Genomic DNA, 14,439 nt, shown 5'->3' with positions numbered 1-14,439 from the left:
ACGCAGCCCCCGACGGTGTCACACTCGATGACGTGCAGACGATCGGACTCATCGGCGGCATGAGCTGGGAAAGCACCGCCGCTTACTACGAGGGACTCAACAAGGGTGTCCAGGAGCGGCTCGGCGGTCTCCACTCCGCCAAGATCGTGCTGGCCTCCGTCGACCTGGCCGAGCTGACGGCACTGCAGGAGAAGGAGTCCTGGGACCAGGTCGCCGAGATCCTGATCGCCGCTGCCCGCAGCGTGGTGGCCGGCGGCGCCGACTTCATCCTGCTGTGCACCACCACCTTCCACAAGGTCTACGACGAGGTCGCGGCCGCCGTCGACGTACCCGTGCTGCACCTGGCCGACGAGCTCGCCACGAAGGCCAAGGAGCTCGGCATCACCAAGGCCGGGTTCCTCGCCTCCCGCTACACCGTGGAGAACGACTTCTTCGCCCAGCGGATCTCCGACCACGGCGTCGACGTGAACCTGCCCGACACCCTCCACGTGGAGATGCTCGACTCGATCATCTACGAGGAGCTCATCCACCGGAACGTCGTGTCCGGCTCGCGCAAGCGGGTCCTCGAGGTCGTCCACGAGCTGTGGGACGCGGGTGCGGACGGCGTCATCCTCGGCGCCTCCGAGCTCAGCCTCCTGGTGCGGCCCAGCGACGTCGACGTACCCATCCTCGACGCCATCACCGTGCACGTCGAGGCCGCGCTCGACCGCGCCCTTCCCTGAGGCTCAGCTCTCCAGAAGCTCGTTGGCGACGGCACGCAGCTCGGGGCTCATGTCGCCCTCGTGCACGACGACGGTCCGGCCGTCGACCTCGAACTCGTAGATGTAGCGGTCGGCGCCCTTCGGCTTCGAAGGAGCGGCTCCACCGGCGACCAGGTTGCGCAAAGCGGCCACGTGGGCGGCCGACGGCGCGAGCTCCGCGACCCCCTCCTTGGTACGTCCCAGGAAACCGCCGCTGCGGCGTACCTTCACCACGGTCGGCCCCTCGCCGTCGGGCGCGGGCGTCCCGGACGCCGGGGTGACACCGACCTCGGACCACGCGGTGGTGACTGCCTCGGCCTGGTCGCCGGCCTCGGCGATGGTGGCCGCGGCGAACCCGGCGAAGTCGGTGTCGGTGGTGACGGCGCCGCTGGTCAGCGCGGCGTACCAGATCTTGCCGGCACCGTCCCAGGAGTTGCCGCCGATCGCCTTGGCGGCGAGGGCGAAGGCGCGGTTGGGGATGCCGGAGTTGATGTGGACGCCGCCGTTGTCGTCGGTGCCGTCGTAGATGTCGTCCATATGGGCCGGCTGCGGATCCTTGCCCAGAGTGGGGTCGTCGTAGGCGGTCCCGGGCTCGAGCATGTGCCGCAGCCCGACGCCCTGGACCGACTCGGTGAAGAGGCCCGCGCCGATGATCCAGTCGGCCTCGTCGGCGCTCTGGCCGAGGAGACGCTGCTTGAGGCAGGAGCCGAACACGTCCGACATCGACTCGTTGAGCGCGCCGGGCTGGCCCTGGTAGACGAGCCCGGCGGTGTGCTCGGTGACCGCGTGGGAGAGCTCGTGACCGATCACGTCGACGGCCTTGGTGAACCGCTGGAAGATCTCGCCGTCGCCGTCGCCGAAGACCAGCTGGTTGCCGTCCCAGAAGGCGTTGGCGTAGTCGCGGTCGTAGTGGACCGTCATCACGACCTCGATGCCTTGGCCGTCGTAGGAGTCGCGGCCGTAGACCTCCTCGAAGAGAGCCAGCGAGCCGGTGATGCCGGTCGCGGCCTCATCGACGCTCTCGTCGCCCGACTCCGGCTCACCCGCGGCGCGGACCTTCTCCCCGGGCAGGTCGGTGCCGTTGGCGGCGGTGTAGACCGTCCAGTCCCCAGCCTCGGCGGTGGTCTCGCCGGCTTCTGGGGCGGGGCGCTGGGCGAGAACCCTGGTCAGGTGCTCGGCCCGAGCGGCTCGAAACGCGTTGTCCTGGTCGAGGCGGCCGGCGTTGAGCCGCTGCATGAGATACGGGGGCACGATCTGGCAGACGTGTTTCCGAGAAGTCATGGGCCCCAGCCAACCGTCATCTCCGGATGCGGGTCAAGGAGGTCACGGCGGATAAGATCAGACGTCCCGTCCCGCGCCAGAAATCGAGCCGCTTCGCACATGTCCGAGATCCTCAAGGCCAATCTACGCAACGTCGCCATCGTTGCGCACGTCGACCACGGCAAGACCACGCTGGTCGACGCCATGCTGCGTCAGGCAGGCACGTTCACCGAGCACGAGGCCGAATCGGTCGCCGACCGGGTCATGGACTCCGGTGAGCTCGAGCGCGAGAAGGGCATCACCATCCTCGCGAAGAACACCGCCATCCACTACACCGGGCCGAGCGCACCCGAGGGGATGACGATCAACATCATCGACACCCCCGGCCACGCCGACTTCGGTGGCGAGGTCGAGCGCGGCCTGTCGATGGTCGACGGGATCGTGCTGCTGGTGGACGCATCCGAGGGCCCGCTCCCCCAGACCCGGTTCGTGCTGCGCAAGGCGCTCAACGCCGACATGCCGGTCGTGCTGGTGGTCAACAAGGTCGACCGCCCCGACGCCCGCATCGAGGAGGTCGTCGACGAGACGTACGAGCTCTTCATGGACCTGCTCGACGACTCCCACAGCCAGGACGCGCTCGACTTCCCGGTGATCTACGCCTCGGGCAAGGCCGGCGTCGCGTCGCTCGAGCAGCCCGGCAACGGCGAGCTGCCCGACTCCAAGGACCTCGAGCCGCTGTTCCAGACGATCATGGACACCATCCCGGCTCCGACGTACGTCGATGGCGCGCCCCTCCAGGCCCACGTCACCAACCTCGACGCGAGCCCGTTCCTCGGCCGCCTCGCGCTGGTCCGCATCCACCAGGGCACCCTGAAGAAGGGCCAGAACGTCGCCTGGATGCGCCGTGACGGCGAGGTCAAGAACGTACGCATCACCGAGCTGCTCATCACCGAGGGCCTCGAGCGCAAGCCCGGCGAGATCGCCGGCCCCGGCGACATCGTCGCCATCGCCGGCATCCCGGACATCACCATCGGCGAGACCCTCGCCGACCCGGAGAACCCGGTCGCGCTGCCGCTCATCCACGTCGACGAGCCGGCCATCTCGATGACCATCGGCACCAACACCTCGCCGCTGGTCGGCAAGGTCAAGGGCTCGAAGGTGACCGCGCGTCTGGTCAAGGACCGCCTCGACGCCGAGCTCATCGGCAACGTGTCGCTGAAGATCCTCAACACCGAGCGTCCCGACGCCTGGGAGGTCCAGGGCCGTGGCGAGCTGGCGCTGGCGATCCTGGTCGAGCAGATGCGCCGCGAGGGCTACGAGCTGACCGTCGGCAAGCCGCAGGTGGTCACCAAGGAGGTCGACGGCAAGATCCACGAGCCGTTCGAGCGCCTGACCATCGACGCCCCGGAGGAGTACCTCGGCTCCATCACCGAGCTGCTCGCGAACCGCAAGGGCCGCATGGAGGGCATGACCAACCACGGCACCGGCTGGGTGCGCATGGAGTTCATCGTGCCGGCGCGTGGCCTGATCGGTTTCCGCACCGAGTTCCTCACCGAGACCCGCGGCACCGGCATCGCCCACCACATCTCCGAGGGCTACGACCGCTGGGCCGGCGAGATCCGCTCGCGCAACAACGGCTCGCTCGTCGCCGACCGGTCCGGTGCGGCCACTGCGTACGCGATGACCTCGCTGCAGGAGCGCGGCGTCATGTTCGTCGAGCCGGCGACCGAGGTCTACGAGGGCATGATCGTCGGCGAGAACTCCCGCGCCGACGACATGGACGTCAACATCACCAAGGAGAAGCAGCAGACCAACGTTCGCTCCGCCACCTCCGACAACTTCGAGAAGCTCATCCCGCCGAAGAAGCTCTCGCTCGAGCAGTGCCTGGAGTTCTGCCGCGAGGACGAGTGCGTCGAGGTCACCCCCGACATGGTCCGCATCCGCAAGGTCGTCCTCGACCAGAACGACCGGGCCAAGATCGCCTCGCGCGCCCGCAAGGCCAACAAGTCCTGACCGACTCTCGTGACGGCCGCCGACCCTCCTGGGTCGGCGGCCGTTCTCGTCGTCGGCTGCCTGCGACACTTCGACCATGACCCTCACGACCACCGCCTCGCTGATCAGCTCGGCCTATGAGGAAGGCCGCGGTGTCGCCGCCTTCAACGCGATCAACCTGGAGACCGTCGAGGCGATAGCCACCGGAGCCGAGACCGCGAACCGGCCGGTCATCGTGCAGATCAGCGAGAACGCGGTGCGCTACCACGGCGGTCTGGCGCCGCTGGCCCATGCCGCGATCGCGGTCGCGTCCGGCTCGACGATGCCGATCTCGCTCCACCTGGACCACGCGACCGACGAGCGCCTGGCCGGGATCGCGGTCGACCTCGGCTTCTCGTCGGTGATGTACGACGCCTCCCAGCTCCCCTACGAGGACAACCTCACCCGCACCGCCGCCGTCGTCCGCCGCTGCCACGACCGCGGCGCCCACGTCGAGGCCGAGCTCGGCGAGGTCGGCGGCAAGGAGGGCGTCCACGCTCCCGGCGTACGCACGGACCCGGCCGAGGCGGCCGCGTTCGTCGCCAGCACCGGCGTCGACGCCCTCGCCGTCGCGGTCGGCTCGAGCCACAAGATGACCACCCGCGACGCGGCCCTGGACGAGGCGCTGATCGCGGAGATCCGCCGCGCCGTCGACGTCCCGCTGGTCCTGCACGGCTCCTCAGGCGTGAGCGACGACGGCCTCCGGGCCGCCATCGCCGCCGGGATGACGAAGATCAACGTCGCCACCCAGCTCAACAAGGCCTTCACGGCCGCGGTCCGCGAGACCCTCGAAGCCGACCCGAACCTGGTCGACCAGCGCCGCTACCTCGGTGCCGGCCGCGACGCGATGGCCGCCGAGACCGCCCGGCTGCTCACCGTCATCTCGGCCTGACCGGCGCTTCCGTTTCCCCAGTTTGGTGGAAGCGCTCCCACACCACACGAAATCGTTACCACCGCGCCTCTTGACACAGCCGTGTGAGCGCACTCACACTCTCCGTAGTCCCGAGAGTGGAAGCGCTCTCACTCCCCACACAGACGTGCAGGAGCACCCCGTGTCCAAGATCTCCAAGTCCTGGCGCCGCGGTCTAGCCGCTGGCGCGGTCGCCACTCTCGTCGCTGGCCTCGTCGGGGCCTGCGGCGGCAGCGACGACACCGGCGAGCAGGCCAAGCTCGGCAAGGACGACACCCTGACCATCACGACGTTCAGCGAGTTCGGCTACGGCGACCTCATCGACAAGTGGAACGCCGACCCCGATCGCCCCTTCAAGGTCAAGCAGACCGTCGTTGCCGAGTGGGACACCTGGAAGCAGAGCCTCACCACCGGCCTGCAGTCGGGCGAGGGTCTCACCGACATCGTCGGCATCGAGGGCGACATGATGCCCGCGCTCGTCGCCGAGGGCGCCTCCGAGCAGTTCGTCGATCTCACCGACAAGGAGCTCGACAGCCGCTGGATGGAGTCGAAGTACCTCGAGGGCCAGACCGCCGACGGCAAGCAGATCGGCTATCCGACCGACGCCGGTCCCGAGGCGTTCTGCTACCGCGCCGACCTCTTCGAGAAGGCCGGCCTCCCGAGCGACCGCGAGGCCGTGAAGGAGCTTTTCAAGGACTGGGACACCTACTTCGCCACCGGCGAGCAGTTCAAGAAGAAGATGCCGAAGACGGCTTGGTACGACTCCAGCGGCGCGATCGCCCAGGCGATGCTCAACCAGGTCGAGTACCCCTTCCAGACCAAGGACCAGAAGGTCGACGTCGACAACCCGGAGCTCCGGGAGGTCTACGACACGGTCGCGCAGTACGCCCCCACCCAGTCGACGAAGGTCGAGCAGTGGGGCGAGGACTGGACGGCCAACTTCACCAACGACGGGTTCGCCACCATCCCGTGCCCGGGCTGGATGTTCGCCAACATCAAGGACTCCGCGCCCGAGGTGAAGGGCTGGGACATCGTCGACGCCTTCCCGGGCGGCGGCGGCAACTGGGGTGGCTCCTACCTCGCCGTCCCGGCGCAGTCGGAGCACCAGGACGAGGCCAAGGAGTTCGCCAACTACCTGACCACCGCCGAGTCCCAGGTGGCCGCGGCGAAGGTGGCCGGCAACTTCCCGGCCAACCTGGAGGCGCAGACGGTCCTGGCCGACGAGAACGCCACCGACCCGTACTTCAACAACGCCCCCACCTCGCAGATCCTCGCCAGCCGCGCGGAGGCCGTGCCGGCGGGTGTCCCGTTCAAGGGTGACAAGTACTCCGACATCCTGGGCCTCTTCCAGCAGGCGATCCGACGTGTGGACGAGGGCACCGACCCCGAGAAGTCGTGGGCGACCTTCGTCGAGGGCGTCGAAGGAATGTCCTGATCCATGCCGACCACCACCTCTGCCCCGGTCGAGAACGCCACCCCGGCGCCCTCGACCGGGGCAGCACCCCGCCGCCAGGCGTGGCGTAACCGGCTCTCCCGGTGGGACTTCAAGTTCTCGCCCTACCTGTACGTCGCGCCGTTCTTCCTGGTGTTCCTGCTCATCGGGCTCTACCCGATGCTCTACACCGGCTACCTGTCCTTCTTCTCCTGGCCCGCCTACGGCTCCGAGGTCGGCCCGTGGGTCGGCTGGGACAACTACGCCCACGTCCTCGGTGACTCGGTCTTCCGCAAGGCCTTCTGGAACACCATCGGGATCTTCCTGCTCTCCTCGGTGCCACAGATCATCGTGGCGACGATCCTCGCCGCTCTGCTCGACACCCGGCTCCGGGGCCGCACCCTGTGGCGGATGAGCATCCTGCTGCCCTTCGTGGTCGCTCCTGCGGCGTCCGCGATGATCTTCGGCGCGATCTTCGCCGACGGCACGGGCCTGATCAACCAGACGCTCGACGGCTTCGGCTTCGACAAGGTGCCGTGGCACGCCGACCGGTTCGCGAGCTGGACCGCGATCGCGACCATGGTCAACTGGCGCTGGACGGGCTACAACGCGCTGATCATCCTCGCCGCCATGCAGGCGATCCCGCGGGATCTCTACGAGGCGGCCGAGATCGACGGCGCCTCCAAGGTGAAGCAGTTCTTCCACGTCACCCTGCCCTCGATCCGGCCGACGATGATCTTCGTCATCGTCACCTCGACCATCGGTGGCCTGCAGATCTTCACCGAGCCCCGGATCTTCGACACCAACCTGCGCTTCCAGGGTGGATCCGACTTCCAGTACACGACCTTGACGATGTACGTCTTCAACACCGCCCAGACCACGACCAACCCCTATCCACGTGCGGCCGCCGCCGCCTGGGTGCTGTTCCTGATCATCGTGGGGATCGCCCTGGTCAACTTCCTGGTCACCCGGGCCGTACAACGGAGGAACCTCAGATGAGTAGACGTCCCGGATTCCTCGTTTACGGCCTGCTCACGGCATTCCTGCTGGGCTCGGCGTTCCCGCTGTACTGGTCGTTCGTCATCGGCTCGGTCACCCGGCACCGGGCGATCCAGTCGCCTCCGCCGTTGGTCCCGGGAGGGCACTTCTTCGAGAACGCCGCCCGGGTCTTCGACCGGATCGACTTCTGGTCGGCGCTGCTCAACTCGATCATCATCTCCGGGATCTCGGCAGCCTCGGTCGTGCTCTTCTCGACCCTGGCCGGCTACTCCTTCGCCAAGCTCCGCTTCCGCGGTTCCAACGCGGGGATGATCTTCGTCGTCGCCACCCTGGCGGTGCCGACCCAGCTGGCGCTGGTGCCGATGCTCAAGCAGTTCTCCAACCTCGGTCTGACCGGCACCCACGCCGCCGTGATCCTGCCGTGGGTGGTGACCGCGTTCGGTGTCTTCTTCATGAGGCAGTACCTCGTCGACGCGATCCCCGACGAGCTCATCGACGCGGCCCGCGTCGACGGCGCGTCCATGATCCGTACGTTCTGGACCGTCGCCATCCCGGCAGCGAGACCCGCGATGGCGATCCTCGGCCTGTTCACCTTCATGCAGGTGTGGACCGACTTCATGTGGCCGCTGATCGTGCTGCAGGGGTCCGACGTACAGACCCTGCAGACCGCGCTGGACGCACTCAAGGTCGCGCCCGGACAGGGACATGCCGACATGGCGCTGGTCCAGGCCGGAACGATCCTCGCGACCGTGCCCCTACTTCTGTTGTTCATCGCCACCGGCCGCCACCTGGTGTCCGGCATCATGCAAGGAGCCGTCAAGGGATGAATCTCTCGACAAACCCAGCCCGCGCCGAGCGTACGTTTCCCCAGGACTTCCTCTGGGGTGCGGCGACGGCTTCCTACCAGATCGAGGGAGCCATCGACGAGGACGGACGTACGCCCAGCAACTGGGACACCTTCACCAAGGTGCCGGGGGCGATCCTCAACGGCGACACCGGCGAGGTGGCCTGCGACCACTACCACCGGGTGCCCGAGGACGTCGCGCTGATGAAGCGCCTCAACCTGGCTTCGTACCGGTTCTCGACGGCCTGGCCGCGGATCCGTCCCGATGGCGGGAAGGTCAACCAGGCGGGGCTCGACTTCTACAGCCGTCTCGTCGACGAGCTGCTCGAGGCCGAGATCGCGCCGTGGATCACGCTCTACCACTGGGACCTGCCGCAGGCGCTGGAGGACCAGGGCGGCTGGACCAGCCGTGACACCGCCTACCGGTTCGTGGAGTACTCCACGACCGTCTACGACGCGCTCTCCGACCGCGTCGACAACTGGACGACGCTGAACGAGCCGTGGTGCTCGGCGTTCCTCGGCTACTCCGGTGGCCAGCACGCGCCGGGTCGCCAGGAGGGTGTGGCCGGCATCGTCGCGGCTCACCACCTCATGCTCGGGCACGGCCTCGTGATCAACGAGCTGCGCAGCCGCGGCGCGACGCCGGAGAACGGCAAGTCCCTCGGCATCACCCTCAACCCGACGGTCGTCGACCCCTACGACGCCGACCGTCCCGAGGACGTCGACATGACCCGGCGGATCGACGGTCTGCACAACCGGGTCTTCCTCGACCCGCTGTTCCGGGGCAAGTACGCCGACGACCTCGCCGCGGACACCGAGGGCCTGACCTTCCAGGGCCGTCCGTGGCAGGACTGGGTGCTCGAGGGCGACCTGGAGGTCATCTCCGCGCCGCTCGACGTGCTCGGGGTCAACTTCTACTTCGGCAACGCCATCGCGGCGGAGCCGTTCGAGATCGACCCCGACCAGGTGCTGGGCAGCCGGCTCGTGCACTCCGACCTGCCGCGGGGGAACCCCTACCCCGGCGCCGAGTTCGTCACCCCGCGCACGGGCCGCGCCACGACCGCCCGCGACTGGGAGATCGACCCGGTCTGGCTGACCCGGCTGCTGACCCGGCTCAGCGGCGAGTACGGCGCCCCGCCCATCTACATCACCGAGAACGGGGCCTACTACGATGATGTGGTGGAGGATGGCGCCGTGCACGACACCGCCCGACTCGACTACATCGACACGCACCTGCGCGCGACCCTCGACGCGATGGAGCAGGGTGCGGACGTACGCGGCTACTTCGCCTGGTCCATGCTCGACAACTTCGAGTGGAGCTACGGCTACGCGCACCGGTTCGGGATCGTGCACGTGGACTTCGAGACCCAGGTGCGTACGCCGAAGGACAGCGGCCTCTGGTTCGCCGATGTGGCGGCGAACAACCGGGTGCCGGCGCGCGCGTGAACATGCCCACCCTCGACGAGGTCGCCCGACTGGCTGGTGTCAGCCGGGCGACCGCGTCGCGCGCGATCAACGGCGGCTCGCGCGTCTCCGCGAAGGCCGCCGAGGCCGTCGCCGAGGCCGTCCGCACCCTCGGCTACACCCCCAACCCGGCGGCGCGGTCGCTGGTGACCCGGCGTACCGACTCGGTCGCCATGGTCATCCCGGAGGCCGATGAGCGGGTCTTCGCCGACCCGTTCTTCGCCCGTACGCTGCGCATCGTCACCCGGGCCCTCTCGTCCCGCGACCTGCAGGTGGTCCTGCTGATCGCGCGTCCGGGCGAGGAGGAGGACCGCATGCTGCGCTACCTGCGCGGTGGCCACATCGACGGCGCCATCGTCGTCTCCTCGCACCGCAGCGACCTGCTCGCCGACCACGTCGCCGACCTCGGTCTGCCGGCGGCCTTCGTCGGCCGCCCGTGGACCGGCGCCCACCGGGTCTCCTACGCCGACACCGACAACTTCGCCGGCGCACGCGAGGTCACCCAGGTGCTCATCGACCGCGGCTGCCGCCGCATCGGCACCATCACCGGTCCCGCCGACATGAGCGCGGGCGCCGACCGCGTGGCCGGTTGGCGGGCCGCCCTGGACGCTGCCGGGCTCGCCGCCGACGCGGTCGTCGAGGGCGACTTCACCGAGGACGGCGGCGAGGCCGCCTGCGAGATCCTGCTGGGCAGCCATCCGGACATCGACGGCCTCATGGTCGCCTCCGACCTGATGGCCGCGGGTGCGCTCCGCACCCTCGGCCGAGCCGGCCGTCGCGTCCCCGACGACATCGCGGTCGTCGGCTACGACGATCTCGGCATCGCCGAGCGCACCACTCCCCCGCTCACCACGGTCAAGAACCCGATAGGCGACATGGCCGAGGAGGCCGCCCGGCTCCTCCTCGCCCAGCTCGACGGCACCACCACCATCCCGCGGCGCGTGGTCTTCGCGCCCGAGCTGGTGCGGCGTACGTCTGCGTGATCTGACCGACGCGCCACTCATCCGCCCGCATATCGGAGTGCGGACGCGATCCGGGCATGCCTGCCGCAAGGCTGTTAGCGTCCTGGGGCGATGCCACATCGCAATTCGACTGGCAGCGTGCCCCGCCCGAAGTCGGCTTCCCGAGTCGACTTCCGCTCACCGGACCTCGAGGACGGTCAGCACCTGTGGCGGATGGCAACGAAATCTCGGGTACTCGACGTCAATGCCTCGTATGCCTACCTGCTGTGGGCGCGCGACTTCGCGGAGACGTCGCTCATCGCGACCGTCGATGACGATCCAGGAGGATTCGTCACCGGTTATCTCCGTCCGGACGAGCCGGAGAGCCTGATGATCTGGCAGGTCGCCGTCGACGAGCCGCACCGCGGCCAGGGCCTGGCCCGCCGCATGCTCGACGAGCTCGTCGACCGTGTCAGCGTCGACCAGGGCGTACGCCACCTGGAGACGACCATCACCGCGGACAACAGCGCGTCCATCGCCCTGTTCACCTCGTTCGCGAACGCACGCGGAGCCGCGATCGAGCGCACGCCGCTCTTCGAGGCCGCGATGTTCCCCGACGGGCACGACGCGGAACTGTTGTTCCGCATCGGCCCGTTCCCACCCGCACGACCCGATCACGGAGGTGTCATGCCCATGACGACGACCACCGAACCCGCCACTGCCGAGACTCCCCGGACCGATGGGGACACCGCGATCTTCGACTCCCTGGAGTCGCAGGTCCGCAGCTACTGCCGCAGCTGGCCCGCCGTGATGACCCACTCCCAGGGCGCCACCGTCACCAGCGAGGACGGGACCGAGTACCTGGACTTCTTCGCCGGAGCCGGCGCGCTCAACTACGGGCACAACAACCCCGCGCTGCTGGACCCGCTGCTCGACTACCTGCGCGAGGGTCGGATCCTGCACTCGCTGGACATGCACACCAGCGCGAAGCGGGACTTCCTGCAGGCCTTCTCGGACCTGATCCTCGAGCCGCGCAACCTCGACTACAAGGTGATGTTCCCCGGTCCGACCGGGACCAACTCCGTCGAGGCCGCTCTCAAGCTGGCCCGCAAGGTGACCGGACGCCAGCACGTGCTGTCGTTCACCAACGCGTTCCACGGGATGACGCTCGGCTCGCTGGCCGTGACCGGCAACTCGATGAAGCGCAAGGGCGCAGGCATCCCGCTGACCAACAGCTCGAAGATCCCGTACGACGACTACTTCAACGGTGCGGTCGACGACTTCGTGTGGCTGAAGCGGGTGCTCCAGGACAGCGGCTCCGGCGTCGACAAGCCGGCCGCGATCATCGTGGAGTCCGTCCAGGGCGAGGGCGGTCTCAACGCCGCCCGGCTGGAGTGGCTCAAGGCGCTCTCGGACCTGTGCCGCGAGTACGACATCATCCTGATCGTCGACGACGTGCAGGCCGGCTGCGGGCGTACCGGCACCTTCTTCAGCTTCGAGGAGGCCGGGTTCTCCCCCGACATCGTCTGTCTGTCGAAGTCGATCTCCGGCTTCGGCCTGCCGATGGCGCTGACCCTGATCCGTCCGGAGCTGGACCAGTTCGAGCCCGGCGAGCACAACGGCACCTTCCGCGGTCACAACCTCGCCTTCGTCACCGGCCGGGCGGCGTTGGAGACGTACTGGGCCGACGACTCCTTCCAGAAGGACGTCCAGGCGAAGGCCGCCGAGCTGCGTGAGGGGCTGACGAAGATCGCCGAGCGGTACGAGGGTGCGACCGTCCGCGGTCGCGGCCTCCTGACCGGCATCGCCTTCCCGGACGTCAGCGCGGCCGGGAAGATCGCGACGGCGGCGTACGAGCGGGGCCTGCTGGTCGAGACCTCCGGCCCCGAGGACGAGGTGCTCAAGACGATGCCCCCGCTGACCATCACCTCCGAGGAGCTCGCCCGCGGTCTCGCCGTCCTCGAGGAGGCCACCGCGTCCGTCCTCGGTGACGGTGTCCCGGCCTGACCTCCCCCGACAGCTGAAACGAGAGAACATGCGCGTCACCTATCTGGAAGACCTCGACGAGACCGACCGAGACGTACGCGTCGAGTCCGAGCACGGCACCTGGCGAAGCCGCCGGATCGTGCTGGCCCGCGAGGGCGTCGGCTTCTCCTTCCACGAGACCAACATCCCCGCCGGGACGACGAACGAGTTCTGGTACGCCAACCACATCGAGTGCGTCTACTGCGTCGGCGGTGAGGGCGAGCTCCTCGACCGCGAGACCGGAGAGACGTACGAGATCCGCGACGGGATGTGCTATCTGCTCGACAAGCACGACAAGCACACCGTCACCGCCACGACCGACCTGCGTCTGATCTGCACCTTCAACCCGCCGGTCACCGGCCGTGAGGTGCACGACGACAACGGCGTCTACCCGCTCCTGACCGAGGAGGTAACTGCATGACCGCTGCAATCGAACACGTCGAGGACGTGTACCCCACCCGTCTCGAGGAGGGCTTCAGCACGCTCCCCCGCCAGGACAAGGTCGTCTGGGGCACCGCGGCCGACGGGCCGATGGACCAGCAGACGCTCGACTCCTACGACGAGCGCGGCTACCTGACCGTCCCCGATCTCGTCACGCCCGAGGAGGTCGCGGAGCTGCGCGCCGAGCTGCACCGGCTCAGCAACGACCCCGAGACCCGCGCCGACGAGCGCACCATCATCGAACCCGCCTCGCAGGAGGTGCGCTCGATCTTCGAGGTGCACAGGACCAGCGACCTCATCGCCCGGCTCGCGGCCGACCCGCGCGTGGTCGGCCGGGCCCGGCAGGTCCTGGGCTCGGACGTCTACATCCACCAGAGCCGGATCAACTTCAAACCCGGCTTCGGCGGCGGTGACTTCTACTGGCACTCCGACTTCGAGACCTGGCACGCCGAGGACGGCCTGCCCCGGATGCGGACCGCCAGCATCTCCATCTCGCTGACCGACAACCACTCCTACAACGGACCGCTGATGATCATGCCCGGCACGCACCGGACGTACGTCTCGTGCGGCGGCGCCACTCCGGAGGACAACTACAAGTCCTCGCTGGTGATGCAGGGCGCCGGCACCCCGGACCAGGAGACGGTCACGAAGATGGCGGACACCTACGGGATCGACGTGCTCGCCGGCGCCGCCGGCAGCGCGGTCATGTTCGACTGCAACTGCATGCACGGCTCCAACGGCAACATCACGCCGTACCCGCGCTCGAACGTGTTCCTGGTGTTCAACAGCGTGGAGAACGCCGCGGTCGAGCCGTTCTCGGCCCCGAAGCCACGGCCCACGTTCATCGGGGCGCGCGACTTCACTCCGGTGGGCTGACCGCTCCGCCGCCCGGCCGCCGGCCCCTTCGGGGTCGGCGGCCTTTGGCGTCGTTGGGCGCGTGCTGGTGCGGCGTACGTCTGCCTGATCTTTGCCTACCCCTAGGCTGAGCGCATGACACGCATCCGCGCCTTCTCGGGCGCCACGACCGGCGCGGCACTGCTCGTGCTGCCGCTGGGCCTGTTCCTGAGCCTGTCCCTGACGGCCTGCGGCGGCTCGAGCAAGGACTACGTGCAGGAGAAGACGGTCGAGCGGATCGCGACCGAGCAGCTCACCAACGCCATCGGCGTCACCCCCGAGGGGCTCGACTGCCCCGGCGATCTCGAGGGCAAGGTCGGCACGGAGATGACCTGCGTCCTCACCTCTGAGGGCGAGAAGTACGACGCGATCATCACCGTCGACGACGTCGACGGCGGCCGGGTCCGCTTCAAGATCGACGTGCCGCCCAACGCCACGGAGTGAGCCCACAGAGTCCC

General features: G+C 68.5%; 13 protein-coding genes. 12 read left to right on the top strand and 1 reads right to left on the bottom strand.

From position 1 onward, the window contains the following. Nucleotides 1-32 precede the first annotated feature (32 nt). Complete coding sequence (locus tag OH802_RS08415) at nt 33-722, top strand: amino acid racemase (RefSeq protein WP_355020906.1); 690 nt, start codon at nt 33-35, stop codon at nt 720-722. A gap of 3 nt (nt 723-725) precedes the next feature. On the opposite strand, the gene OH802_RS08410 is transcribed toward OH802_RS08415, so the two are convergent. Continuing rightward, a complete protein-coding gene (locus tag OH802_RS08410; protein WP_406026928.1) occupies nt 726-2,021 on the bottom strand; it encodes a M4 family metallopeptidase in 1,296 nt (431 codons plus the stop codon). A 99-nt stretch (nt 2,022-2,120) separates the two neighbouring features. Here OH802_RS08410 and typA point away from each other — a divergent pair, with 99 nt between their 5' ends. From typA to OH802_RS08355, 11 genes are all read left to right on the top strand, one after another. After that, complete coding sequence (gene typA, locus OH802_RS08405; protein WP_406026926.1) at nt 2,121-4,013, top strand: translational GTPase TypA; 1,893 nt, start codon at nt 2,121-2,123, stop codon at nt 4,011-4,013. A gap of 76 nt (nt 4,014-4,089) precedes the next feature. Next, complete coding sequence (locus tag OH802_RS08400; RefSeq protein WP_406026923.1) at nt 4,090-4,923, top strand: ketose-bisphosphate aldolase; 834 nt, start codon at nt 4,090-4,092, stop codon at nt 4,921-4,923. 160 nt (nt 4,924-5,083) lie between these two features. After that, nucleotides 5,084-6,376: an ABC transporter substrate-binding protein gene (locus tag OH802_RS08395; protein WP_406026921.1), complete on the top strand. Its 1,293-nt coding sequence runs from the start codon at nt 5,084-5,086 to the stop codon at nt 6,374-6,376. A gap of 3 nt (nt 6,377-6,379) precedes the next feature. Continuing rightward, nucleotides 6,380-7,372: a carbohydrate ABC transporter permease gene (locus OH802_RS08390; RefSeq protein WP_406026919.1), complete on the top strand. Its 993-nt coding sequence runs from the start codon at nt 6,380-6,382 to the stop codon at nt 7,370-7,372. Further along, nucleotides 7,369-8,199, top strand: a complete 831-nt coding sequence (locus tag OH802_RS08385; RefSeq protein WP_350660925.1) for a carbohydrate ABC transporter permease — start codon at nt 7,369-7,371, stop codon at nt 8,197-8,199. Before OH802_RS08390 ends, OH802_RS08385 begins: the two co-directional genes overlap by 4 nt. Continuing rightward, on the top strand, nt 8,196-9,662 hold the full coding sequence (locus tag OH802_RS08380) for a glycoside hydrolase family 1 protein (protein ID WP_406026917.1): 1,467 nt from the start codon (nt 8,196-8,198) through the stop codon (nt 9,660-9,662). Before OH802_RS08385 ends, OH802_RS08380 begins: the two co-directional genes overlap by 4 nt. A gap of 2 nt (nt 9,663-9,664) precedes the next feature. Further along, on the top strand, nt 9,665-10,663 hold the full coding sequence (locus OH802_RS08375) for a LacI family DNA-binding transcriptional regulator (protein ID WP_378840830.1): 999 nt from the start codon (nt 9,665-9,667) through the stop codon (nt 10,661-10,663). Between the two features lie 117 nt (nt 10,664-10,780). Then, on the top strand, nt 10,781-12,628 hold the full coding sequence (gene ectB / locus OH802_RS08370; RefSeq protein ID WP_406026915.1) for a diaminobutyrate--2-oxoglutarate transaminase: 1,848 nt from the start codon (nt 10,781-10,783) through the stop codon (nt 12,626-12,628). 28 nt (nt 12,629-12,656) lie between these two features. Beyond that, entirely contained in the window at nt 12,657-13,067 is a 411-nt protein-coding gene (locus OH802_RS08365) for an ectoine synthase (protein ID WP_183550294.1), read from the top strand. Further along, on the top strand, nt 13,064-13,963 hold the full coding sequence (gene thpD / locus OH802_RS08360; RefSeq protein WP_406026912.1) for an ectoine hydroxylase: 900 nt from the start codon (nt 13,064-13,066) through the stop codon (nt 13,961-13,963). Before OH802_RS08365 ends, thpD begins: the two co-directional genes overlap by 4 nt. A 114-nt stretch (nt 13,964-14,077) precedes the next feature. After that, the gene (locus tag OH802_RS08355) at nt 14,078-14,425 is read left to right on the top strand and encodes a DUF4333 domain-containing protein (protein WP_406026910.1); all 348 of its coding nucleotides are present in this window, start codon (nt 14,078-14,080) and stop codon (nt 14,423-14,425) included. Nucleotides 14,426-14,439 lie beyond the last annotated feature (14 nt).

Origin of the sequence: Nocardioides sp. NBC_00850 (assembly GCF_045207335.1) — a bacterium.
GTDB lineage: Bacteria > Actinomycetota > Actinomycetes > Propionibacteriales > Nocardioidaceae > Nocardioides.
The sequence above is the reverse complement of the archived record's forward strand: the minus strand, read 5'-3'. Positions and strand labels throughout refer to the sequence as shown.

Excerpts from the sequence above, each read along its gene's own strand:
- OH802_RS08355 (WP_406026910.1), top strand. The coding sequence starts at position 14,078 with ATGACACGCATCCGCGCCTTCTCGGGCGCCACGACCGGCGCGGCACTG.
- OH802_RS08400 (WP_406026923.1), top strand. The coding sequence starts at position 4,090 with ATGACCCTCACGACCACCGCCTCGCTGATCAGCTCGGCCTATGAGGAA.
- OH802_RS08410 (WP_406026928.1), bottom strand. The coding sequence starts at position 2,021 with ATGACTTCTCGGAAACACGTCTGCCAGATCGTGCCCCCGTATCTCATG.
- OH802_RS08385 (WP_350660925.1), top strand. The coding sequence starts at position 7,369 with ATGAGTAGACGTCCCGGATTCCTCGTTTACGGCCTGCTCACGGCATTC.
- thpD (WP_406026912.1), top strand. The coding sequence starts at position 13,064 with ATGACCGCTGCAATCGAACACGTCGAGGACGTGTACCCCACCCGTCTC.
- OH802_RS08375 (WP_378840830.1), top strand. The coding sequence starts at position 9,665 with ATGCCCACCCTCGACGAGGTCGCCCGACTGGCTGGTGTCAGCCGGGCG.
- OH802_RS08380 (WP_406026917.1), top strand. The coding sequence starts at position 8,196 with ATGAATCTCTCGACAAACCCAGCCCGCGCCGAGCGTACGTTTCCCCAG.
- typA (WP_406026926.1), top strand. The coding sequence starts at position 2,121 with ATGTCCGAGATCCTCAAGGCCAATCTACGCAACGTCGCCATCGTTGCG.
- OH802_RS08365 (WP_183550294.1), top strand. The coding sequence starts at position 12,657 with ATGCGCGTCACCTATCTGGAAGACCTCGACGAGACCGACCGAGACGTA.
- OH802_RS08390 (WP_406026919.1), top strand. The coding sequence starts at position 6,380 with ATGCCGACCACCACCTCTGCCCCGGTCGAGAACGCCACCCCGGCGCCC.